Source organism: Psychromarinibacter halotolerans, from assembly GCF_029168315.1.
Classification (GTDB): domain Bacteria; phylum Pseudomonadota; class Alphaproteobacteria; order Rhodobacterales; family Rhodobacteraceae; genus Psychromarinibacter; species Psychromarinibacter halotolerans.
On the sequence record NZ_JARGYD010000006.1, the window covers coordinates 228,586 to 249,411 of the forward strand.

At 65.4% G+C, this 20,826-nt stretch carries 19 protein-coding genes; 15 read left to right on the forward strand and 4 right to left on the reverse strand.

Features of this window, described 5'->3' with window-relative positions; all coding sequences use genetic code 11:
- The first annotated feature begins 13 nt into the window (after positions 1 to 13).
- From P1K30_RS16315 to P1K30_RS16335, 5 genes are all read left to right on the forward strand, one after another.
- Positions 14 to 991, forward strand: coding sequence for an ABC transporter permease (locus P1K30_RS16315; RefSeq protein WP_275633826.1), 978 nt, complete (start codon positions 14 to 16; stop codon positions 989 to 991).
- Complete coding sequence (locus tag P1K30_RS16320) at positions 988 to 1,821, forward strand: ABC transporter permease (protein WP_275633827.1); 834 nt, start codon at positions 988 to 990, stop codon at positions 1,819 to 1,821. Before P1K30_RS16315 ends, P1K30_RS16320 begins: the two co-directional genes overlap by 4 nt.
- Entirely contained in the window at positions 1,818 to 2,834 is a 1,017-nt protein-coding gene (locus tag P1K30_RS16325; RefSeq protein WP_275633828.1) for an ABC transporter ATP-binding protein, read from the forward strand. The genes P1K30_RS16320 and P1K30_RS16325 overlap by 4 nt, the downstream gene beginning before the upstream one ends.
- Positions 2,821 to 3,753 (forward strand): oligopeptide/dipeptide ABC transporter ATP-binding protein, encoded by a 933-nt coding sequence (locus P1K30_RS16330; RefSeq protein WP_275633829.1) that lies wholly within the window; start codon positions 2,821 to 2,823, stop codon positions 3,751 to 3,753. Before P1K30_RS16325 ends, P1K30_RS16330 begins: the two co-directional genes overlap by 14 nt.
- A 90-nt stretch (positions 3,754 to 3,843) precedes the next feature.
- Entirely contained in the window at positions 3,844 to 5,526 is a 1,683-nt protein-coding gene (locus P1K30_RS16335; protein ID WP_275633830.1) for an alpha/beta fold hydrolase, read from the forward strand.
- A gap of 36 nt (positions 5,527 to 5,562) precedes the next feature.
- On the opposite strand, the gene P1K30_RS16340 is transcribed toward P1K30_RS16335, so the two are convergent.
- Positions 5,563 to 6,711, reverse strand: a complete 1,149-nt coding sequence (locus P1K30_RS16340) for an ROK family transcriptional regulator (protein WP_275633831.1) — start codon at positions 6,709 to 6,711, stop codon at positions 5,563 to 5,565.
- 156 nt (positions 6,712 to 6,867) lie between these two features.
- Between P1K30_RS16340 and P1K30_RS16345 the strand changes: the two genes are divergently transcribed.
- The 4 genes from P1K30_RS16345 to P1K30_RS16360 all read left to right on the forward strand — a co-directional run bounded on the left by P1K30_RS16345 (position 6,868) and on the right by P1K30_RS16360 (position 11,616).
- Positions 6,868 to 7,842 (forward strand): extracellular solute-binding protein, encoded by a 975-nt coding sequence (locus tag P1K30_RS16345; protein WP_275633832.1) that lies wholly within the window; start codon positions 6,868 to 6,870, stop codon positions 7,840 to 7,842.
- Between the two features lie 69 nt (positions 7,843 to 7,911).
- Positions 7,912 to 8,997 carry an ABC transporter ATP-binding protein gene (locus tag P1K30_RS16350; RefSeq protein ID WP_275633833.1) on the forward strand — a complete coding sequence of 362 codons (1,086 nt, stop codon included), beginning with the start codon at positions 7,912 to 7,914 and terminating at the stop codon, positions 8,995 to 8,997.
- Positions 8,994 to 10,652 (forward strand): ABC transporter permease, encoded by a 1,659-nt coding sequence (locus P1K30_RS16355; protein ID WP_275633834.1) that lies wholly within the window; start codon positions 8,994 to 8,996, stop codon positions 10,650 to 10,652. Before P1K30_RS16350 ends, P1K30_RS16355 begins: the two co-directional genes overlap by 4 nt.
- Positions 10,653 to 10,659: 7 nt before the next feature.
- Entirely contained in the window at positions 10,660 to 11,616 is a 957-nt protein-coding gene (locus tag P1K30_RS16360; RefSeq protein WP_275633835.1) for a hypothetical protein, read from the forward strand.
- A 134-nt stretch (positions 11,617 to 11,750) separates the two neighbouring features.
- Here P1K30_RS16360 and P1K30_RS16365 read toward each other — a convergent pair whose 3' ends face one another.
- Positions 11,751 to 12,386, reverse strand: a complete 636-nt coding sequence (locus P1K30_RS16365) for a TetR/AcrR family transcriptional regulator (RefSeq protein WP_275633836.1) — start codon at positions 12,384 to 12,386, stop codon at positions 11,751 to 11,753.
- 147 nt (positions 12,387 to 12,533) lie between these two features.
- Between P1K30_RS16365 and P1K30_RS16370 the strand changes: the two genes are divergently transcribed.
- The 6 genes from P1K30_RS16370 to P1K30_RS16395 all read left to right on the forward strand — a co-directional run bounded on the left by P1K30_RS16370 (position 12,534) and on the right by P1K30_RS16395 (position 19,321).
- On the forward strand, positions 12,534 to 13,367 hold the full coding sequence (locus P1K30_RS16370) for an FAD binding domain-containing protein (RefSeq protein WP_275633837.1): 834 nt from the start codon (positions 12,534 to 12,536) through the stop codon (positions 13,365 to 13,367).
- Positions 13,364 to 13,864, forward strand: a complete 501-nt coding sequence (locus P1K30_RS16375) for a (2Fe-2S)-binding protein (protein ID WP_275633838.1) — start codon at positions 13,364 to 13,366, stop codon at positions 13,862 to 13,864. Before P1K30_RS16370 ends, P1K30_RS16375 begins: the two co-directional genes overlap by 4 nt.
- Entirely contained in the window at positions 13,861 to 16,242 is a 2,382-nt protein-coding gene (locus P1K30_RS16380; RefSeq protein ID WP_275633839.1) for a xanthine dehydrogenase family protein molybdopterin-binding subunit, read from the forward strand. The genes P1K30_RS16375 and P1K30_RS16380 overlap by 4 nt, the downstream gene beginning before the upstream one ends.
- Before the next feature lie 50 nt (positions 16,243 to 16,292).
- Positions 16,293 to 17,351, forward strand: coding sequence for a C4-dicarboxylate TRAP transporter substrate-binding protein (locus P1K30_RS16385; RefSeq protein WP_275633840.1), 1,059 nt, complete (start codon positions 16,293 to 16,295; stop codon positions 17,349 to 17,351).
- 81 nt (positions 17,352 to 17,432) lie between these two features.
- The gene (locus P1K30_RS16390; protein WP_275633841.1) at positions 17,433 to 17,996 is read left to right on the forward strand and encodes a TRAP transporter small permease subunit; all 564 of its coding nucleotides are present in this window, start codon (positions 17,433 to 17,435) and stop codon (positions 17,994 to 17,996) included.
- Complete coding sequence (locus P1K30_RS16395; RefSeq protein ID WP_275633842.1) at positions 17,993 to 19,321, forward strand: TRAP transporter large permease; 1,329 nt, start codon at positions 17,993 to 17,995, stop codon at positions 19,319 to 19,321. The genes P1K30_RS16390 and P1K30_RS16395 overlap by 4 nt, the downstream gene beginning before the upstream one ends.
- A 34-nt stretch (positions 19,322 to 19,355) precedes the next feature.
- On the opposite strand, the gene P1K30_RS16400 is transcribed toward P1K30_RS16395, so the two are convergent.
- The gene (locus P1K30_RS16400) at positions 19,356 to 20,243 is read right to left on the reverse strand and encodes an IclR family transcriptional regulator (protein WP_275633843.1); all 888 of its coding nucleotides are present in this window, start codon (positions 20,241 to 20,243) and stop codon (positions 19,356 to 19,358) included.
- Between the two features lie 168 nt (positions 20,244 to 20,411).
- Positions 20,412 to 20,804: a YciI family protein gene (locus P1K30_RS16405; protein WP_275633844.1), complete on the reverse strand. Its 393-nt coding sequence runs from the start codon at positions 20,802 to 20,804 to the stop codon at positions 20,412 to 20,414.
- Positions 20,805 to 20,826 lie beyond the last annotated feature (22 nt).

Here is a 20,826-nt window from a genome sequence, read left to right on the forward strand (position 1 = left end):
GACCCCCTGAAGAATGCGTAGTTTCCTGCCCTTTATCCTTCGCCGATTGGCCCGAGCGATCCTGGTGGTCCTTGCGGTGGCGGTGATCAACTTTGTCATCATCCAGTCCGCGCCGGGCGACGCTGCCTCGGTTCTTGCGGGGGAGGCCGGGGCAGGGGACACGCAGTATGTCGAGGACCTGAGAGAACAACTGGGACTCGACCGGCCGTTTCACGTTCAGCTGGGGCGCTACATGTCGTCCCTGCTGACCGGCGATCTCGGCTATTCCATGCGGCACAACATGCCGGTCGTCGACCTGATCATGGACCGGCTGCCCGCGACGATCCTGCTGGTTGTCGTCAGTATTCTGTTCGCCACCGTGGTCGGCTCGCTCATGGGCCTGCTGGCGGGCTTCAACCGGGGCAAGTGGCCGGACATGGTCGTCTCGGTGCTTGCGCTGATCGGCTATGCCACGCCGCTGTTTTGGCTGGGCCTGATGCTGGTGATGATCTTCAGCCTGAACCTTCGTCTGCTGCCAAGCAGCGGCATGGCGACGGTCGGGGCGGGCGGCAACGCGTGGGATCACGCGCTGGACGTCGGTCGCCATCTGATCATGCCGGCCACGACGCTGGGCCTGTTTTACCTGGCAACCTACGCCCGGATCGTCCGCGCCTCGACGCTGGACATCCTTGGCATGGACTATGTGAAGGTGGCGATCTCGAAAGGGGCCTCGCGCCTGCGGATCGCGATCTTCCACGTGATGCGCAACGCGATGCTGCCGGTGCTGACGATCTTCGGCGTCCAGTTTGCAACCGCGCTTGGCGGGGCCGTGGTGATCGAGGTCGTCTTCGGCTGGCCCGGTATCGGACGGCTGGCGCAGGAGGCGCTGCTGCAACGCGACGTGAACCTGCTGCTGGGTGTGCTGTTCTTCTCCGCCATCCTCGTTTCGCTCGTCAACCTGATCGTTGACATCCTTTATACCGTCGTCGACCCGCGGATCACGCTGCAATGACCCAGTCAAATTCCAAACCCCGTCGGCGGATCAAGCCGCTGACGATTTTCGGGATCCTCGGGATTGCCCTTGTCGCCTTCGCGATCGTGGGCCCCTGGATCTATCCGCAGGACCCTTGGGCAATGGCGGGTGCGCCGTTCGTCTGGCCCTTCACCAGCACCGACCACATCTTCGGCACTGACAGTCTAGGGCGCGACGTGGCGGCCGGGCTGCTGTACGGCGCACGTTTGTCGCTGCTGATCAGCAGCGTGGCCGCGGGCACGGCCCTGACCATCGGGGTGCTGGTCGGCGCGATCGCGGGCTACTATCGCGGATGGGTCGATGACGTCCTGATGCGCCTGACGGACACGCTGCAGACGACACCCTCGTTCCTGATGATGATCGTGCTTGTCGCCGTATTCGGATCGACCGTGGGGGTGCTGATCGTGGCCATCGGCATCGTGTCGTGGCCGCCGGTCGCGCGCCTGACCCGGGCCGAGTTCCTGACCCTGCGCGAACGCGATTACGTCAACGCGGCACGGCTGCTGAAGAAAAGCGATCTGCACATCATCCTGCGCGAGATCCTTCCCAACGCGCTGCCGCCGATCCTTGTCATGGTGTCGATCCTCGTCGCCAACGGCATCCTGAGCGAGGCGGCCCTGTCCTTCCTTGGTCTGGGCGATCCCAACGCGACCTCGCTGGGGTCCATGATCGGCACCGGGCGCGAGTCGATGCGCAGTGCTTGGTACCTCGTGGCGGTGCCCGGCTCGATGATCATCCTGATCGTTGTCGTCGTGAACATTCTGGGCGACCTGCTGAACGATCGCCTCAACCCGAGAGGCCGCCAATGACCGTGGCAACCAATACCGAAACGGCACTGCGGATCGAGGATCTGACGGTGTCGCTGAACCGGCCTGACGGCACGCGCGTGCCCGTGGTCGAGGGCGTGTCCCTGTCGCTGTCGCGGGGCGAGGTGATGGGCCTTGTCGGTGAAAGCGGCTGCGGCAAGTCGGTGACCGCTCAGGCCGTCATGGGCGTGCTGAGCGGCAACATGCAGATCACGGGCGGCCGCATCTGGCTTGGCGACAAAGAGATGACGGCGATGCCCGAACGGGCCCTGCGCCAGCTGCGCGGTCGTGACATCGCGATGATCTTTCAGGATCCGATGAGTTCGCTGAACCCGCTGATCACCATCGGCAAGCAGATCGCCGAAACGCTGATCATCCACGGGATCGCGAACCGCAGGACCGCCCGCGCGCGGGCATTGGACCTGCTGAAGCTGGTTCGCATCCCGTCGCCCGAAGCACGGATGGACGAATTCCCTCATCGCCTGTCGGGCGGGATGCGGCAGCGAGTGATGATCGCCATCGCGCTTGCCTGCGACCCGGCCGTTCTGATCGCCGACGAACCGACAACGGCGCTTGATGTGACCATCCAGCGCCAGATTCTAAGCCTTTTGGGCGAGTTACAGGACAAACTTGGCGTCGCCGTTCTGATGATCACGCATGATTTCGGGGTCGTCCGAGAATTCGCCGACAGCGTGACGGTGATGTATGCGGGCAAGGTCGTCGAGCAGGCGGCAAGCGACCGGTTGTTCGCGGACCCGCGCCACCCCTATTCGCGCAAGCTGCTGGCGGCGATGCCGCATTTCTCGCGCGAGGTTACGGACGCCGACCGTGCGCGGCTGGTGGAAATCCCGGGCATCGTGCCGCCCATCGGACAACGGCCTGCGGGCTGCAATTTCAATCCGCGCTGCGACCGCGCCACCGAACTGTGCGGCACACGCGAGCCCGTCACCGAACCCTGCGGTCCGTCCCACACCGTCGCCTGTTTCCATCACGGAGAACCCGATGCAGCCCACTGACATCGTTCTGAAGGCCGACCGCGTTGGCGTTACCTATGGCAGCGGGCACAAGGCTGTTCATGCGGTTCACGAGGTTTCGCTGGAACTCAAACGGGGCGAGACCCTTGCCATCGTCGGAGAGTCCGGCTGCGGCAAGTCCAGCCTCGCGCGTGCTTTGGTCGGGCTGACCGACCCCACAAGCGGCGCGATCACCTTTCCGGCCGATACCGGAACCGCGCCGGACGGCACCCGCATCCAGATGGTGTTTCAGGACCCGTTCTCGTCCTTCAACCCGCGAAAGCGCATTCGCCGCTCGATCGCCGACGCGCTGGCGCTGCTGGACAAGTCCGAGGCTGAAAAGATCGCGTTCCGCGACCACCTGCTGGAAAAGGTCGGCTTCGGCCCCGAAGTGCTGGACCGGTTCCCGCACGAATTTTCGGGCGGTCAACGACAGCGGTTGGGGATCGTGCGGGCATTGGCGACCGGCGCGCGGATCATCGTGTTCGACGAACCCGTTTCGGCTTTGGATGTCTCGGTTCAGGCGCAGATCCTGAACATGATCGCGGACATGCAGGCCGAGCTTGGTCTGTCCTATGTCTTCATCTCTCACGACCTTGCGGTCGTGAAGCACATCGCTGACCGTATCGCGATCATGTACCTTGGCCGCGTTGTGGAAGAGGGCGCGCGCGCCAGCTTCTGGTCCGACAGTTCGCACCCCTATTCGCAGATCCTGATGGACGCGGTTCCGGGGGCCGAGCAGACGCCAGAGCCGGAAGGCGGCGCACCCGTGGTGGACGCAAGCGAGGTGACCGCGATGGCGCCGCCGCCGGGCTGCGTATTCCACCCGCGCTGTGCGCTGCGAAAGCCCGTCTGCGAGACGAAAGTCCCCGTGCTGCGCGATGAAGCGGATGACCGCCGCATCGCCTGCCACCTGTTCTGAACCCATCCCCCGACGCAGGCCGCGACGCTTCCGCCACAGCGCGAAGCCCTTCGATGACGCGGCCATCTTCCTAGAGGACACCACCTTTTCATGGCCCCGACGCATACCCGGATCCGCCGCGCCTTTGTAACCATCGACGACCGCCAGGTTCATTACCGCCACGCCGGGGAAGGCCCCGTTGTGATCGTGATCGGCCAGTCGCCCACGTCGGCGCGGATGCTGGACAAGCAGACCGCCGCCTTCGCCGAAGCAGGGTTCACCGCCATTGCGCTTGATGCGCCGGGGCTTGGCCGGTCCACGCCGCACAACACGCCGCGCCCGGATGTCAGCGATCAAGCCATCGGACTGGCGCGGATGCTGGATGCGCTGGGGGTCGACAAGGTGGGGCTGTACGGCTCGCACTCGGGCGCCTCGATTGCGTTGGAATTCTCTCGCCTCTACCCGGACCGGTCGGCCATCGCGCTGATGGACGGGCTTCCGATCTATAACGATCTTGAGCGCAACCTGCGCCTTAGCACCTATTTTCCCGAGTACGAGACGACGTGGGACGGTCTGCACCTGATGTGGCTGTGGTATCGGTATCGCGAGCAGAACGTGTTCTGGCCGTGGAACATTCGCGGTCGCGGGGCGCGGGGGCCGGTCGACATTCCGTCGCCGCGCAAGCTGCATGACGGGGTGGTGGACATCCTAGAGGTCGGCAACGGCTATATCCCGCCATACGCCGCCGTCTTCCGCTACCGGGCCGAGGACGCGATCCCGCACCTGTCCACGCCGGCGCATTTTCTGGCGTATCCGGACGACTCTCTGCTGCCCGCGCTTCGGCACCTGCCAAACCTGCCGGACTGCTGCCATCTGACCGAGATGCCGCTCGACAAGACGAAGGGCATCGAGAAGGAAATCGAGCTTTTGCGCAGCGTTCCCGCGTGGGGCGCATCCGAGATCCGGCACGGCGCCGCACCGCGCCGCAATGGCAGCGCGCTGGACTATGTCGACGTGGCCGGTGGCCAGCTTGCGGTGGCGCGCTGGGGGATCGGCAAGGGCCGCCCGCTGGTCATTTTGCCGCCGGCGCCCGGGTCGGTCACGCAGCTTGGCACCTTGCCCGAGTATCTGGGCGAAGAGCGCGAGGTGATCGCCATCGACCTGCCCGGATGCGGGGACTCTGACGTGCTCGAAGGCACGCCCGTGACCGTCGAAGCCTTCGCGGAACAGGTCGCGGCCGCTTTGGATCAGCTCGTTGACGGTCCGGTGGACATCTACGCCCGCGACGGGGCCGCCGCCGTCGCCTTGGACCTGCGCAGGCAGGCCCCGGACCGGGTGCGGCGCCTGCTGATCGACAACGTGCCCGCCGTCGCGCCCGCAGAGCGCGACGAGATCGCGGAGGCCTATGCCGAGCCAATCACGCTGGACTGGGACGGCGCGCATCTTGTGCGCCTGTGGCACGCGACGCGCGACAAGGAACTGTATTGGCCGTGGTACAACCGAACCATCGACGGCGTGCGCTATGAGAACGACCCGCAGATCGACCCGCATCAATTGACGGTCGAGGTGAACGCGTATCTCAAGAACTTCGAAAGCTACGCGCCGACGTGGAAGGCGATCTTGCAGTACCCGGTCTATGAAGCTTTGGCAGAGCCGAGTGACGACATCGTCGTCTGTGCGGACGAGGATGGGCGATATGCCCACCTTGCCCGGGCTGTCGCCGGAGATCGGTTTCGGGACATGCCCTTGGGCGTTCTGGCCAGAAGCGGGGAAATCCTGAAACTGCTGGACTAAGCGTCGTCGCGTCCGGGCCTGGCGGCCTGTCGGCCGTCAGCGGTACTTGCTGACGAGGCCGGTGAACGTCGAGGGATTGAAGATCTCGTGCACGGGCAGGGCGGCGGCGCCAAGTTGGGGCAGCTGGTCCTGTTCGGCGCGTAGGATCTGCGGCGGCGTGACGAAGTAGTCCTCGCCAAGGTTCTCGGCCGACATGACCCGATCCAGCATGTTGCCGATCAGGGCAGGGTGCAGGGTGCCGCCCACGACAATCGCGTCGGGCGCGAAGGTCCGTGCGATCACCAGACACAGCCACCGCAGTTGATCCGCGGCGCGCTCGCACCAATCGGTGACGACGGGCAGCGCAAGATGGCTGTCGTCGAGGTCGCTCAGCCGGTCAAGCGACACGCCGTTGGAGGCAAGAACGTCGAGAAGATCCTGCCCCGAGGGGCGGGGCTGCGACTTGGGGAACAGGCCGCCCCATTCCGCCGCAAGGTTGTTGCGCCCGAGATAGGGCTGCTGGTCGACGATGGCCGCGCCGCCGATGCCGTAGGACAGCCAGATGTGGCAGAAGTTGCTGAAGTTGCGGCAGGCGCCATGATACAGCTCGGCCATGCAGGCGGCCTTGGCGTCGTTCATGTGGTGGACCGGCATCCCGAAATAGGGCGTCAGGTCGCGCCGCACGTTGACGCGCGGCCAGTCACGGAACTGACGGATGCGCAGCACCTGCGTCGGGTCGGCGCTGTATTGGCCGGGATAGCTGACACCGCACCCGGCGATGCGCGCGCGGTCGATCCCCGTCTTTTCGACCAGACGGTTCACGCTTTCACCCGCCTCGGTCATCAGGCGCACGAAGGATCGGTCGGGGACCGGCGCCTCTTCGACCGCCAGCGCCTTGCCGCTTAGATCGCTTATGCAGGTCATGATGCGGTCGGGGTCGATGTAGACGCCCGCGCTGAACACACCGTCCGGCGCGATGCTAAGCAGTTTCGCAGGATACCCTTTCTGCCCCTCGCGGGATGGGTCCGGCTCTTCCTTCAGAAGGCCCTCGGCGACCAGCGGCCCGGTCAGGCGCGTCACGGTGGACGGCTTGATTTCAAGCCGCCGCGCAAGGTCCGCGCGCGACTGCGGGCCCTGCGTCCGGATCGCGGAAATGATCCGTCGGCCGTTGTAGGTCAGCCTGAAAAGGTCGCTCGCTCCGTCCATCTTTGAAAGCTGTAACCAGAGCCGCGTTTGTCGGGAAGCGCAAAATTTTTGTTGACTTGGGTTTTGTTCTGGATTGCAAATTAATCAGACGCAGCGACACCTGCGCAGACAAAATACGCGGGGCCCACCCGCGCAGACCCCAACCGGAGGATAAAAATGACCCTGAAATCCACGATGTTCGCCTCGGCCCTCGCGCTGTGCGCCACCGGCGCGCTGGCCGATACCGTCACCGTCTACACCGCCGCCCCGCAGAACCTGATCGACGCGCTGGTGCCGATGTTCGAGGAAGCCACCGGCAATGACGTCGAAATCATCAAGGCCGGCTCGGGCGAGCTGCTGAACCGCCTGAGCGCGGAATCCGACGCGCCGCAGGGCGACGTGCTGTGGAGCGTCGACGGCACCGCCGTGGACTTCAACCCCGCGCTGTTCGAAGCCTACGAGGCGACCGGGTCCGAGAACCTTGCCGATGGCATGAAGCAAAGCGACCTGTGGACGCCCTTCACCGCCGTCGTCATGGCCTTCATCGTCAACGAATCAGAACTTGACGGCAAGCCCGTGCCGGACAGCTGGGCCGCGCTGGCCGATCCGCAGTACGACGACATGATCTCGTCCGCCCGCGCCGACGCGTCGGGTTCGGCCTACATCCAGTACGCCACCGTCCTTCAGGCCTTCGGGTCGGAAGAGGAAGGCATGGAGATGTACAAGGCCATGCTGGGCAACTTCGTCCTGTCGGAAAGCTCGGGCGCCGTGCCGCGCTTCGTCAACGACGGCGAACTGGCCATCGGCGTGACGCTGGAAGACGCCGCGCTGCGCTATGTCGAAGGCGGCGGCCCGGTCGAGATCGTGTATCCCTCGGAAGGCACCGCGATCGCCCCCGACGCGATGGCGCTGGTCGCTGGCGCGCCGAACGCGGACGGCGGCAAGGCCTTCATCGACTACATGCTGTCGGAAGAGGCGCAGGCCACCATCGCAGAGCAGGGCCGTCGCCCGGTCCGCTCGGACGTGGCGTCGAAAGACGCGCTGGCGCCTCTCGATGAGGTGAACTCGGTCGGGTACGACGGCGCATGGGCCGCGGACAACCGCGAGCGGCTGGTCGAGGAATGGAAGGACATGGTTCTCGACGTTCAATAAGACATAGGCCGGGCGCGCGGTGGCGCGCCCGGAGCCTCCTCGAATTTACCCAAGTCAGATAGGTACCCCATGGCGTCCGTGGAAATTTCCGCGCTCCGCAAGCTTTACGGCGACGTGGTCGCGCTTTCGGATATCAACATCACGATCCCCTCAGGGTCCTTCTACACGCTGCTTGGCCCGTCGGGCTGCGGCAAGACCACCCTTCTGCGGACGATCGCAGGCTTTCACAGCCAGAACTCCGGCAGCATCAAGGTCGACGGCGCGTCGATCGAGAGCCTGCCCGCCTATCGCCGCGACGTCGGCATGGTGTTTCAGGATTACGCGATCTTCCCCCATCTCAGCGTGCGCGACAACGTCGCCTTCGGCCTGAAGCAGCGCAAGGTCGGCTCTGCCGACATCGCGCGCCGGGTGAAGGACGTGCTGGAGGTCGTGCAGCTGGGCAGTTTCGCCGACCGGATGCCGCACGAGCTTTCGGGCGGCCAGCAGCAGCGCGTGGGCCTCGCCCGCGCCATCGTCATCGAGCCGAAGGTGCTGTTGATGGACGAGCCGCTGTCGAACCTCGACGCCAAGCTGCGGGTCGACCTGCGCGCCGAGTTGCGCCGCATCCAGCGAGAGCTTGGCATCACCACGATCTACGTGACCCACGACCAGGAAGAGGCGCTGGCCATGTCCGATACGGTCTGCGTGATGTACGGCGGGGTGATCCAGCAGGCGACCAGCCCGCTGGAGATCTACCTCAAGCCCGCCAACCGCTTCGTGGCGTCTTTCGTGGGCGCGAACAACTTCCTGTCGGTCGGTCGTGACGGCGGTTCTGCCGCGCTGCGGTCCGGCGGGGCGGATGTGTCGGCGATGCTGCCGGGTTCTGACGCCGCCGTAGCCTGCGCCATCCGTCCCGAGGCGCTGCGCGTCGTACCGGGGCAGGCGGCGGCCGATCCCGCGTCCATCGCCATCCCCGCGAACCTGCGCGAGGTCAGCTTTATCGGCCGCGAGATGGAGGTCTTCGCGACCACCGAAACCGGCGAAACCCTAAAGGCCGTGGCCCGGCCCGATCCGGCCGTGGTCGACCTGCCAGAGGGCAGCCCGGTGACCTTCACCGCCCCCCGCAGCGACCTGCTGTTCTTCGAAGACAACGAAACCGGAAAGCGCATCGCATGAGCACGCGCGCCCGGTTCCGCCCCGAGTTCTGGAACGTCGTCACGGTCCTGATCCTTGTCGTGCTTGCGGTCCTGCTGATCCTGCCGATCCTGCGGGTCCTCATGCTCAGCTTCGTCGACGCCAAGACCGAAGCCTTTACGCTTGGCAACTACGTCGAGGTCTTTACCCGCAATTATTACCTGAACGGCTTCAAGAACACGCTGTTCGTCGGTGCGCTGGGCACGCTGGGGGCCTGTCTGCTGGGCATCCCTCTGGCGTTCTTCACCGCGCGGTTCCACATCGCGGGCCGGACCTGGATTTCGACGCTGGCGATCCTTGTGCTTGTCGCGCCGCCGTTCATCGGCGCCTATGCGTGGATCATGATGCTGGGCTCGAACGGGTTCATCACCAACTTCTTCGAACGCATCGGCATCTCGACGCCCACGATCTATGGCGCGCACGGGATCATCCTTGTGTTCACGCTGAAGTTCTTTCCCTTCGTCTTCCTGATGACGCAGACCGCGCTGAACGCGGTGAACAAAAGCTTCGAGGACGCGGCAGAGAACCTTGGCTGCACGCCGTGGCAGCGGTTCTACAAGGTCACCCTGCCGCTGGTGTTCCCGGCGATCTCGACCGGGGCGATCATCTGCTTCGTGCTGTCCATCGCAGACTTCGGCACGCCGGCCATCCTTGGGCGCGGGTTCCGCACCCTGTCGACCATCGCGCTTGCGGCCTATCGGTCGGAACTTGGCGGGCTGCCCACGATGGCGGTCACCGTTTCGATCATCATGATGGCGATTTCGATGCTGGCGCTTGTGGCGCAGCGCCGGATCCTTGCAAAGCGCCGCTATGCCTCGGCCCTGACCAACCTGCCGGTCAAGTCGAAGCTGTCGGGCTGGCGCAACGTGGGCGTTCACCTGTTCTGTCACGGTGTTGTGCTGATCGCGATGCTGCCGACGCTGGTGGTGGTCTACACCTCGTTTCTTCAGACGAAGGGCCCCGTGTTTACCGGCGGTTTCGGGCTGGAAAGCTATCGCCGCATCATGCTCGACGCGCCGGGCGCCATCGCCAACAGCTTCCTCTTCTCGCTGGCGGCGGTCGTCCTGATCACGGCGGTCTCGGCGCTGATCTCTTACGTCATCGTGCGGCGCGACACGCCGGCCTCGGGGGCGATCGATTTCCTGATGATGGTGCCGTACCTCGTGCCCGGGGTCGTGATGGCGATCGGGTTCGTCACCACCTTCCGCAACGGTCCCGTCGGGATCTTCGGGGCGGCGGGGCTGCTGATCATGATCTACTTCATTCGGCGGCTGCCCTACGGCGTGCGGTCCACCACGTCGAGCCTGCGTCAGATCAAGCCATCGCTCGAGGAAGCCGCCGTGAACCTTGGCGCACCGCCGCTGAAGGCCTTCCTGAAGGTCACCGTGCCGCTGATCGTGCCGGGGCTGATCGTCGGGTCGTTGATGAGTTTCATCACTGCGATCAACGAGTTGTCGTCGACACTTATCATCTACGACTCGGGCACCATCACCATGCCGGTGAAGATCTATCTTGCCGTGTTGGACGGTGAATTCGGGCTGGCGGCGGCGTTGTCGACCGTGCTTCTGCTGTGCACCGGCGTCTGCGTCTATGCGGTGTTCCGCTTCGCCGACAACCGCGACTCTGCTTTCGTCTGAGACCGTCATGAGAATCGAAGTTCTGAACATTTCGAAGTACCGCACCTCGGCGCGGGTCGGCGACGACGTGCCCGTGGTCCTGCCGGGGGCGTTGATCGGGGTCTGCGACGGGGCTACGGACCCTCGGGGGACGGCGGTCGACGGGATCGGGACGGGGCGGCTGGCGGCCCTGACGGTGGCGTCTGCGGCGGCGGAACTGGCAATCGACCCGGACAGCCGCGACATGCCAGCCGCCGATCTGCTGGGGCATCTGGCGGGGGCGCTGGCGCGCAGGACCGCGCCGTTGAACCTTGAGATTCCGCCGTCGACGACGCTGGCGCTGGTGTTCGACTGCGGCGACCGCTGGCGGTTCCTGACGCTTGGCGACACCGGCATTCGGATCAACGGGACCGAGGTTCTGCGGACCGACAAGCTGATCGACGACGTGTCGACGCACGCCCGGATCGCCGTGTTCCGGCACCTTGCCGGAGAGGGGCCCGCCACAGACGCGACCGAGGCCGCGACCCGTCGCGCGATCCTGCTGGGGCTGGATAACGCGGTGGCCGAGGGTGTCATCGCAGGCGACGTGGCCGAGAACGTGATCGATGCGACGGTGCGCGCGCTGAAGCTTGACGACCATCGCGCCCCGGTCACCCGGTTCCTTCGGGGCGGGATTAAGACCCAGTTTGAGTTCAGCAACGACCCGGACAGCCCGCTGGGGTTCGATACGATGAACGGCAACACCCCGCGCCGTGGGGATTACGTGGACGTCTCCCGCCCCAAGGCGCAGGTCCAAAGCATCGAGATTTTCTCCGACGGCTACCCGGCGATTCCCGACGCCGTGTCGCTAGAGGCATGGGAAGCGGTGTTCGCGAAGGCCGAGGCAGAGGACGTCCACAAGATCGGCGCCTACGCGACGGTGAAGGGGTCTACCACGGACGAATTCTTCGACGACCGGACGGTGATCGTGGTGGATCGGCTCTGAGCGCAGCGCCAAAACGGGACACGCTGCGGTTCTGCTGCCGGATCATGTTTTTATATAATTCGCAAAGGCTTGCCTTCGCACTTTGATGTAATGCGGGTGCGTGAGCGGAAAGGTCCGCTCCACCTTCGCCCGTCTCAGTCGGTCTCTGAAATGCCGAAGTATGTCAGGTACTTGTCGATCGCACTTGCGATGACTTCTTCGGGGTTCTCGGGCGCTGGCAGTCCGTAGATGTGCGTGCGGATGCCGATGTAGACGATGCCGCCGTGCAGGTTCCAGATATCCTCCATCGTCGGTCGGGCCGAGGCGGACGCAAGCGCGGCGGTCTCGGCCAGCACGGGATTCAGAATCACGCCGCCCAGATGTTCGAGATAGCGATTGTTCAGCGCCGCCCCCGCAAGGCCCGAGAACATGAAGATCCGCATCCAGTCATGTTCGAAGATCAGGGCGCTGTACTCGGTATAGAAGGCCAGCAGGCGGGTGCGAAGCGACACGGAACGGTCCGTCAGGCGCGCAGGCCAGTCGGACGAAAGCCGGTCCAGATACACCGTCTCGTACACCGCTTCCAATAGATCCTCTTTGGTGGCGAAGTACTTGAAAAGAAGGGACTGTGTCACGCCAAGCCGCTTTGCCAGCTGCCGCGTGTTCCCGTCCAGCCCGACCTCGGCGAAGAAGCGCACCGCCTCGTTCACGATCTGCTCGCGGCGTTCCTTCGGCGGCAGCCTGCGACGGCCGCCCGCATCCCTGTCGTGTCCGGTTTCGCTGTCCAACATCCGATCCTCAAATCGCCTCTTCCGACCCCATCTAACAAATTTTTCTTGTAATGCTCAAAATTTTATAGATCATCCGATCAACAAGAGTGAGCAGCCGCTCAATAAGCGCCCAAGGCGTGGCGTCGCTCTTGAAGGGAGGACATCACTATGAAGGCATCGGCCGGCGGATACGCCCGGGCAAAAGACGTGCCGCATGCGTTGGAACTGATGGCCGCGTCCGAGGGGGCGGGCCGGTTCCTTGCTGGCGGGCAAAGCCTTGTCGCCGCGATGAACATGCGCCTGTCCGAAGGCGACATGCTGATCGACATTTCCAGAATTTCCGGCCTGTCCGGGGTCAGCCTGTCGGGCGATCACCTGCGGATCGGCGCGCTGACGCGTCACGTCGAGGTCGGGTCCGATCCGCTGATCCGCGACCACGCGCCGCTGCTGACGCAGGCCGTGACCCACATCGCACACGCCGCGATCCGCAATCGCGGGACGATCGGCGGCGCGCTGGCCCATGCCGACCCCGCTGCAGAATTTCCCGCCTGCGCGCTGGCTTTGGGCGTGACCCTTCACGCGCAAGGCGACAACGGCACGCGGGACATCCCGGTCGAGACATTCTTCGAGGACGTGTTCACCACCGCGCTAGAGGAAGGCGAGATGCTGACCGGCCTGTCCGTCCCAGTGGCGGAACCGGATGAGGTTCAGGTTATCGAAGAGGTCGCACGCCGGTCGGGCGACTATGCGCTGACGGGGCTGTGCCTTGTCCGCCGCGCGTCCGGGCACCGGCTATCGGTGTTCTCTGCCGGGCCGGTTCCGATGCTGGCGACCGGCGCGATGCAGGCGCTGGATGCGGGCGACGTGGACGCGGCGGTCGATGCGCTGCGCGCCGAGATCGACCCGCCCTCCGACACACAAGCCAGCGGCAGCTACCGCCGGCATCTTGCGGGCGTTCTTCTGCGCCGCGCCGTTTCGCGTATCGAGGGAGACCGCGCATGACACAGGCATTCCGCGACAGGGTGGACATCGCCCTGACGGTGAACGGTGAACCGGTCGAGGCCCGCGTGCCCGCCGGTCAGCACCTGATCGATTTCCTGCGGACCGAGGTCGGTCTGACCGGCGCCCACGCAAGCTGTGAACACGGCGTTTGCGGTGCCTGCACCATCCGCGTCGACGGGCAGGCCGTGCGCGGCTGCCTGACGCTGGCAGCGCAGGCCGACGGTGCCGAGGTCTGGACGGTGGAGGGTCTGACCGACGCGGGCGCCATCGCCGACCTTCAGGCGGCGTTCGTGGACCGTAACGCCCTGCAATGCGGGTTCTGCACGCCCGGGATGCTGGTCGCGGCCGAAGAGCTTTTGGCTGCGGGCACGGTGCCGTCGCGGGCCGAGATCCGCGAGCACCTGTCCGGGAACTATTGCCGCTGCACCGGCTACGAGGCCATCGTGGACGTGGTGGAAAGCGTGGCCCGCGCACGGGCCGGGAAGGGGGACGCATGACCATCGCCTTCGGAAACCCAGACCGTCCGAATTCCTACATCGGCAAGACCGTTCCGCGCCCGAATGCCGGAAAGCTGGTGCAGGGCCGTGGCCGCTATGTCGACGACGTGGTGCTGCCGCGCATGGTGCATGTCGCCTTCGTCCGCTCGCCCTTTGCCCATGCCCGGATCACCGGCATCGATCTTGAGGCCGCGAAAGAAGTGCCGGGCGTCGTTCGGATCTTTACCGGGGCGGACCTGCAAGAGGTCTGCACCCCGTGGGTCGGCGTCCTTGCGCATCTCAAGGGCCTGAAATCCGCGCCGCAACATGCGCTGGCGGTGGACCGCGCCGCATGGGTGGGCGAGCCGGTCGTGGCCATCGTCGCAACGACCCGCGCGGCCGCCGAGAATGCCGTGGCACTGGTCGAGGTCGATTATGACCCGCTGCCGGTCGTCACCGACACGATGACTGCGCTGGACGCGGACACCCCGGTGATCCACCCGGATTTGGGCGACAACCTTGCCTTCCGCCGCCTGCACGAGGAAGGCGACGTCAAGGCGGCGATGGCCTCGGCGCACAAGGTGGTCAAGGCCAGCTTCCGCACCGCGCGGCACACCGGCGTCACGCTGGAACCGCGCTCGATCCTTGTGGACTGGAACCCCGCCGAAGGGCAGATGACCGCGTACCACGCGACGCAGGCGCCGCACATGATCCAGACCGTTCTGGCTGAGCATCTGGACATCCCCGAAAGCCGGGTGCGGGTGATCTGCGGTGACGTCGGCGGGTCCTACGGCATCAAGGTCCACGTCTACCCCGACGAGGTGGCGACCGCCGCCATCGCCAAGGTGATGGCGCGTCCGGTCAAGTTCATCGCCGACCGGCTGGAAAGCTTTTCCACCGACATTCATGCCCGCGACCACGAGATCGAGGCGTCCATCGCGGTGGACGAAGACGGCAAGATCCTTGCCATCGACGTGGATGACTGGACCGGCATCGGGCCGTACTCGGTCTATCCGCGCACCTCGGCCATCGAGGGCAATCAGGTCGTGAATCTGTGCGGCGGACCCTACGACTTTGCCAACTACCGCGCCCAGACGACGGTGGTGTTCCAGAACAAGACGCCCACCTGCCAGTACCGCGCCGTGGGCCATCCCATCGCCGTGGCGATCACCGAGGGGCTGGTGGACATGGCCGCCGCCGAGCTGGGCATGGACCCGGTCGAGATCCGCCGCCGCAACATGTTTGCCGACGATGCCTATCCGGTGACGTCGCCCGCCAAGATGCGGTTCGAAGGGCTGTCGCATCACGCCTCGATGGACAAGCTGATCGCGATGATGGACTACGACGCGCTGCGGGCCGATCAGGCCGAGGCGCGCAACCGCGGCAAGTACCGTGGCATCGGCATCGCGTCCTTCATCGAACTGACCAACCCGTCGCCCTTCATGTACGGCATCGGCGGCGCCCGGATCTCGGCGCAGGACGGCTGCACCGTGCGGATGGACCCCGACGGGTCCGTCGTGGCGCTGTCGGGCGTGACCGAACAGGGGCAGGGCACCGAGGCGATGTTGTCTCAGGTGGTGGCCGAAGGGGTCGGGGTGTCGCCGTCGCGGGTGCGCATCATCACCGGCGACACGCAGGTCACGCCCTATGGCGGCGGCACTTGGGCGTCGCGCGGCGCAGGCATCGGCGGCGAGGCCGCGCTGCAGGCCGCCCGCGCGCTGCGCCAGTCGATCCTAAAGGTCGCGGGTGCGATGCTTCAGGCCGACCCGTCCACGCTGGACATCCGCGACGGGCAGGTGGTGAACGCCGACACCGGCGAGGACCGCCTGCCGCTCGAGGAACTGGGCCGCATCGTCTATTTCCGGGGCGATACCCTGCCCAAGGACCTGCCGCGCGAACTGGTGCAGACACGGCACTTCATCACGATGGACTATCCGTTCGCCTTCACCAACGGCGTGCAGGCCTCGTATCTCGAGGTGGACACCGACACCGGCGTCGTCACCCTGCTGAAGCACTGGTGCGTCGAGGATTGCGGCCGGGTCATCAACCCGCAGCTTGTCGACGAACAGATCCGGGGCGGTATCGTGCAGGGGCTGGGCGGCGCGCTGTACGAGGAAATCCACTATGACGAGGAAGGCCAGCTTCTGAACGGGTCGATGGCGGACTACCTTGTGCCGATGGCGGCCGAGATGCCGGACATGCAGATCGGCCACGTCGAGACGCCCACCGGCGAAAGCGAACTGGGCGCCAAGGGCGCCGGAGAGGCCGGCACCGCCGGGGCGCCCGCTGCGGTGATGAACGCGATCAACGACGCGCTGCGCCCGCTTGGGGCGCAGGTCACCGAAATGCCATTCACGCCCGAGCGCATCCTGCGCGCTTTGGGAACGATCAAGGACTGAACCAAGATGGGGCACGACGGGAGCGTGCCCCGAACAAGGGAGGAAAGACTATGACCTACATGAAACTCGCGGCGACCACCGCGATTGCGGTCCTGGCAGGCGGCGCGGCATTCGCGCAGCAAAGCATCACCGTCAACATCGGCTCGTCGCACCCGGAGGCCAACATCTGGGTCTACGCGATGAAGAACACCTTCCAGCCCGAGGTGAACCGCATCCTTGCGGAGAACGGCAACGAGTATCAGGTCGACTGGGTCGAGAACTATGCCGGCACCCTGTACAAGTTCACCGACACCCGCGAGGCGGTGATGGACGGGATCGTTGACGTCGGCATGGTCGGCACGGTCTGGGAAGGGGCGAACATGCCGCTCCAGAACGTGACCTATTTCACGCCCTTCGCGACCGAGGATCACCGGATGATCATCGAGATCTTCGATGACCTGTCCGAGAACCTGCCCGAGCTGAAGAACAGCTGGGCCGAGAACGGCATGGTCCACCTGTCGTCGCTGATCACCGACAGCTACGACATCTACGGGACCTTCCCGGTCAACTCGATGGCCGACCTGCAGAACCGCAAGCTGAACGCGCCGGGCACCTCGGCCAACTGGCTGCGCGAAACCGGCGCGACCCCGGTGGATGGCGCGCTGACGACCTACTACACCAACATCCAGACCGGTGTGACCGAGGGCACGCTGTCCTTTGCCTCGGGCATCCTGCCCACCCGCGTCTACGAAGTGGCCCCGGAACTGACCCGCGTTGGCATCGGGTCGATGTATTTCGGCGGGATTGCGGCCAACAAGGACTTCTTCGACGGGCTTCCCGCCCCGGTGCAGGACGCCTTCCGCGAGGCGGCGCAAGCGACCTCGGTCGCGCATGGCGACTATGTCGCCGACCTTGCCGCCCGCGCGCTGGACGAGATGCAGAAAGCCGGCCTGACCATCCATCAACTGCCCGAGGCCGAGAAGGCCGCATGGGTCGAGGGTCTGCCGAACATCGTCGAGCCGTGGCTGGAGCAGACGGGCGAGGCCGGCAAGACCGTGCTGAAGGCCTATTTCGACGCTCTGGAAGAACGCGGCGCGACGCCGCTGCGCAACTGGGCCGAAGGCCTGTAAGGTCCGAACGGACCACCGCGTGACCTACCCGTCGGCCCGGCCGTTTCCGGTCGGGCCGGCCCACCTTGCAAGGCAGGCCCAATGAGCGAAGACACGACCGCCGATCCTGAAGACCAGTTCGTTCCGGCCTTCGCCGAGGCGCCGCTTGGCGCGGCGCTGGGCAGCGTCGCCGCCGCCATGTCGGCGATCGGCACCGCGTCCATCGGGGCGCTGATGCTATTGATCGTGGCCGACGTGATCGGCCGCAACCTGCTGGACCTGCCGATCACCGGCGTGTCCGAAATCGCCGCCCGCACCGTGGTGGCCATCGTGTTCCTGCAGGTGCCCGCCGCGATCCTGCAACGGCGTCTGACCCGCGCCGATTTCCTTGTCCGCCGCATCGGGCGCTCGTCTCCTGCGGCGGTGTCGGTGCTGGAGATCGTGTTCTGCCTGACCGGCGCGGTCGTCTTCGCGCTGGTCGTCTGGGCCTCTTGGCCGAAATTCGTGTCCGCGTGGCAGACGGCCGAGTTCTTCGGCGTTCAGGGCGTCTGGACCATTCCGACTTGGCCCTTCCGGGCGATTACCGTCCTTGGGGCCGGAACCGCGGTGCTGGCCGCGCTGTACCGCGTGACCCGCGAGATCGAAGAAGTGAAGGCCACGCAATGACGACCCTGACCATCGGTTTCATCCTTATCGCCGTCCTGATCGCGCTGGTGCTTCTTGGGATGCAGATCGCCTACGCGCTGTTTTCGGTGGCCTTCGTCGGGATCTGGATCATCCGCGACAACATCGGGCTGGCGTTCCGGATGCTGGAACTGACCGCCTATTCCGGCATCGCCGACTACCTGTTCGCGACCATTCCGCTGTTCGTTCTGATGGGGCTGCTGGTCAGCGTCTCGAACGTCGGGCGAGATACCTTCGCGGTGGCCGAAGAGCTGCTGCGCCGCATGATCTGCGGGCTGGGCGTCGCCACCGTCGCGGCCAACACGATCTTCGCCGCCGTCACCGGGGTGTCGATCGCCTCGGCCGCCGTGTTCACCCGCGTCGCCGTGCCCGAGATGACGCGCCACGGCTATCGCCCGGCCTTCTCGTCGGGCACCGTCGCCGGGTCCTCGGTGCTGGGGATGTTGATCCCGCCCAGCCTGCTGCTGATCATCTACGGCGTGCTGGCCGAGGTCTCGATCGGCGGCATGTTCATCGCGGGGATCATTCCGGGGCTGCTGCTGGCGGGCGGCTTCGTGGTCATGCTGATCAGCGTGACGATCATCGCGCCGAACTTTGTGCTCAGCGACCCCGAAAGCACCCGCGCGCGGCGGTTGGACCGCGACATCGAACCGATGCCGCTGGGCCAGCTGATCCGCAAGCTGATCCCGATCATCCTGCTGGTTATCCTTGTGCTGGGAGGCCTTTACACCGGGTTCTTCACCCCGACCGAGGCGGGCGGCGTCGGTGCCTTCGGCGCGCTGCTGGTCGCGCTGTCGCGCCGCAGCCTTGATCGCCACAAGCTGTGGCAGGTGATGAAACAGACCGGCGTGATCTCGGTCTCGATCCTGCTGCTGCTGATCGCCGCCTCGTTCTATTCCCGGATGCTGGCCATCGCGGGCCTGCCGAATGCCATCGCTGGGCTGGTGGCCGGGTCGGGCTTCGGACCGCTGGGGTTCATGCTGTTCTACGCGGCGATCATCCTGCTGATGGGGATGATCCTGGACAGCACGTCGATCCTGCTGATCATGGTGCCCATTGCCGCGCCCATCGCGCAGGGCATGGGGCTGGACCTGATGCACTTCGGGATCGTCACGGTGATCGCGGTCGAGATCGGCCTGCTGACACCGCCGTTCGGGATCTCGGTCTTCACGGTGCACAACACGCTGAACGATCCCGACGTGTCCGTCGAACAGATCTTCGGCGCCACGCTTCCGTTCATCGGCGTGATGCTTCTGGTGCTGATCACGGTCGCGCTGGTTCCGGCGACGGTGACCGTGTTCCTTTAGACCGGGCGGGGCGAACCGCGCGTCGCGCGGGCCGCTAGGGCGTGGCGATGGTGCCGCCAAGCGCAAGATCGGCGCCGATACCCGACGGGCTGTCGACGTTCCCGCTTTGGATCGAATGCAGCAGCGCCGGGTGCCGTTCAAGCGCGGCGGCAATGCGGTCGGCTGCTTTCCTAAGCGCGGGAACCCGCGTTTCGATCATCGTGTCGAGGTTCGCGCGCGACAGCTCTCCGGAACAGTTCACCGCCGCCAGCACATCGCCGTCGGGGGACCGGACCGGAACCGCCACGGACAGGACACCGTATTCCAGCTGTTCAAGCGCCGCGGCGTGATCGTTGCGCCGGACGAAATCCAGCGCGGACTGTAGTTCCTCGGCGGATGAGATGGTGCGCGAGGTGTACCGCTCGAACGAGACGGTGTCGAAATAGGTCTCGATGGCCTTCGGATCGGAGAACGCCAGAAGCACATGCCCCAGCGAGGTGCAGTAGATCGGCAGGCTGTACCCGATGCGCGCGCGGAAGCGGTTATCGCGCATGCTGGAGATATGGGAAACGTACAGCACATGATTGCCGTTCAGCACGGCAAGCGACACCGCGTCGTGGAATTCCTCGTGCACTTCCTGCAGGAAATGGTCGGCCACGTCCTTGATGTTCATCGAGTTCAGGAAGGCGGACCCAAGCGACAGCACCTTGGCGCGCAGCAGGAACCGCTTGCCGTTCATGCCGACGTAGCCAAGCTTGCGAAGCGTGTGCAGCGACCGCCGCGCCGTGGCCGGGCTAAGACCGGTCTTCTCCGCGACTTCCTTCAGCGTCATCTCGGGGCTTTCGCGGGTGAACGACAGGATGACCTCCAGACCGCGGGCCAGTGACTCGACGAAATCGCGGTCACCCTCGTGTGGTCTTTGCGACGCGGAGGTCTTGTTCATCTTTGCCTCGAATCTTGACGCCGGCTGGCTTGGGGGGCGCATCTGACGCGTCCTGCCGGGGTTTCGGGTCACTATAGTCTTCCGGCACCGAAGCTCAAATGCTGCTGGCCGTGGCAGACGCCGGACATCGGCTGGGACGGGCGCACCGGGACCCGTCCCGGCAGGGCGTCAGGTGAATTCGCCGCGCTGGTCCGAGAAGGTGACGCGCACGGTCACACCGCCTTCGTTCACCATCCACGGCCGGATGGTATAGGTGCGCGCGCCGCTGGCGTGCATGGGGTCTTCGTCGCACAGCGCGCGGGCCGCGTCGATCGAGGCCGCGCGCAGGACGAACATTCCGGTGCCGTCGAAGCTTTCGCTGTCCTCGCTTAGAAGCGGACCGGCGGCGACCATGTGCCCCTCGCGCTCCATCCGGACCTGATGGTCAAGATGCGCGGGCGTCACCTCGTTCAGCAGGTCTTCCTTGCCATCGACGGGCGAGGTCACGACCACGTAAAGCTCGCGCTGCAGCATCCCGCGCGTCTTCTGCCGGACTTCTTCTGTGCTGATGTGATAGGCCAAGGCGGTCACTCCTTTCGTGGGC

Excerpts from the sequence above, each read along its gene's own strand:
- P1K30_RS16355 (WP_275633834.1), top strand. The coding sequence starts at position 8,994 with ATGAGCACGCGCGCCCGGTTCCGCCCCGAGTTCTGGAACGTCGTCACG.
- P1K30_RS16325 (WP_275633828.1), top strand. The coding sequence starts at position 1,818 with ATGACCGTGGCAACCAATACCGAAACGGCACTGCGGATCGAGGATCTG.
- P1K30_RS16365 (WP_275633836.1), bottom strand. The coding sequence starts at position 12,386 with ATGTTGGACAGCGAAACCGGACACGACAGGGATGCGGGCGGCCGTCGC.
- P1K30_RS16390 (WP_275633841.1), top strand. The coding sequence starts at position 17,433 with ATGAGCGAAGACACGACCGCCGATCCTGAAGACCAGTTCGTTCCGGCC.
- P1K30_RS16315 (WP_275633826.1), top strand. The coding sequence starts at position 14 with ATGCGTAGTTTCCTGCCCTTTATCCTTCGCCGATTGGCCCGAGCGATC.
- P1K30_RS16320 (WP_275633827.1), top strand. The coding sequence starts at position 988 with ATGACCCAGTCAAATTCCAAACCCCGTCGGCGGATCAAGCCGCTGACG.
- P1K30_RS16370 (WP_275633837.1), top strand. The coding sequence starts at position 12,534 with ATGAAGGCATCGGCCGGCGGATACGCCCGGGCAAAAGACGTGCCGCAT.
- P1K30_RS16345 (WP_275633832.1), top strand. The coding sequence starts at position 6,868 with ATGACCCTGAAATCCACGATGTTCGCCTCGGCCCTCGCGCTGTGCGCC.
- P1K30_RS16395 (WP_275633842.1), top strand. The coding sequence starts at position 17,993 with ATGACGACCCTGACCATCGGTTTCATCCTTATCGCCGTCCTGATCGCG.
- P1K30_RS16335 (WP_275633830.1), top strand. The coding sequence starts at position 3,844 with ATGGCCCCGACGCATACCCGGATCCGCCGCGCCTTTGTAACCATCGAC.
- P1K30_RS16360 (WP_275633835.1), top strand. The coding sequence starts at position 10,660 with ATGAGAATCGAAGTTCTGAACATTTCGAAGTACCGCACCTCGGCGCGG.
- P1K30_RS16400 (WP_275633843.1), bottom strand. The coding sequence starts at position 20,243 with ATGAACAAGACCTCCGCGTCGCAAAGACCACACGAGGGTGACCGCGAT.
- P1K30_RS16330 (WP_275633829.1), top strand. The coding sequence starts at position 2,821 with ATGCAGCCCACTGACATCGTTCTGAAGGCCGACCGCGTTGGCGTTACC.
- P1K30_RS16375 (WP_275633838.1), top strand. The coding sequence starts at position 13,364 with ATGACACAGGCATTCCGCGACAGGGTGGACATCGCCCTGACGGTGAAC.
- P1K30_RS16385 (WP_275633840.1), top strand. The coding sequence starts at position 16,293 with ATGACCTACATGAAACTCGCGGCGACCACCGCGATTGCGGTCCTGGCA.
- P1K30_RS16350 (WP_275633833.1), top strand. The coding sequence starts at position 7,912 with ATGGCGTCCGTGGAAATTTCCGCGCTCCGCAAGCTTTACGGCGACGTG.
- P1K30_RS16340 (WP_275633831.1), bottom strand. The coding sequence starts at position 6,711 with ATGGACGGAGCGAGCGACCTTTTCAGGCTGACCTACAACGGCCGACGG.
- P1K30_RS16380 (WP_275633839.1), top strand. The coding sequence starts at position 13,861 with ATGACCATCGCCTTCGGAAACCCAGACCGTCCGAATTCCTACATCGGC.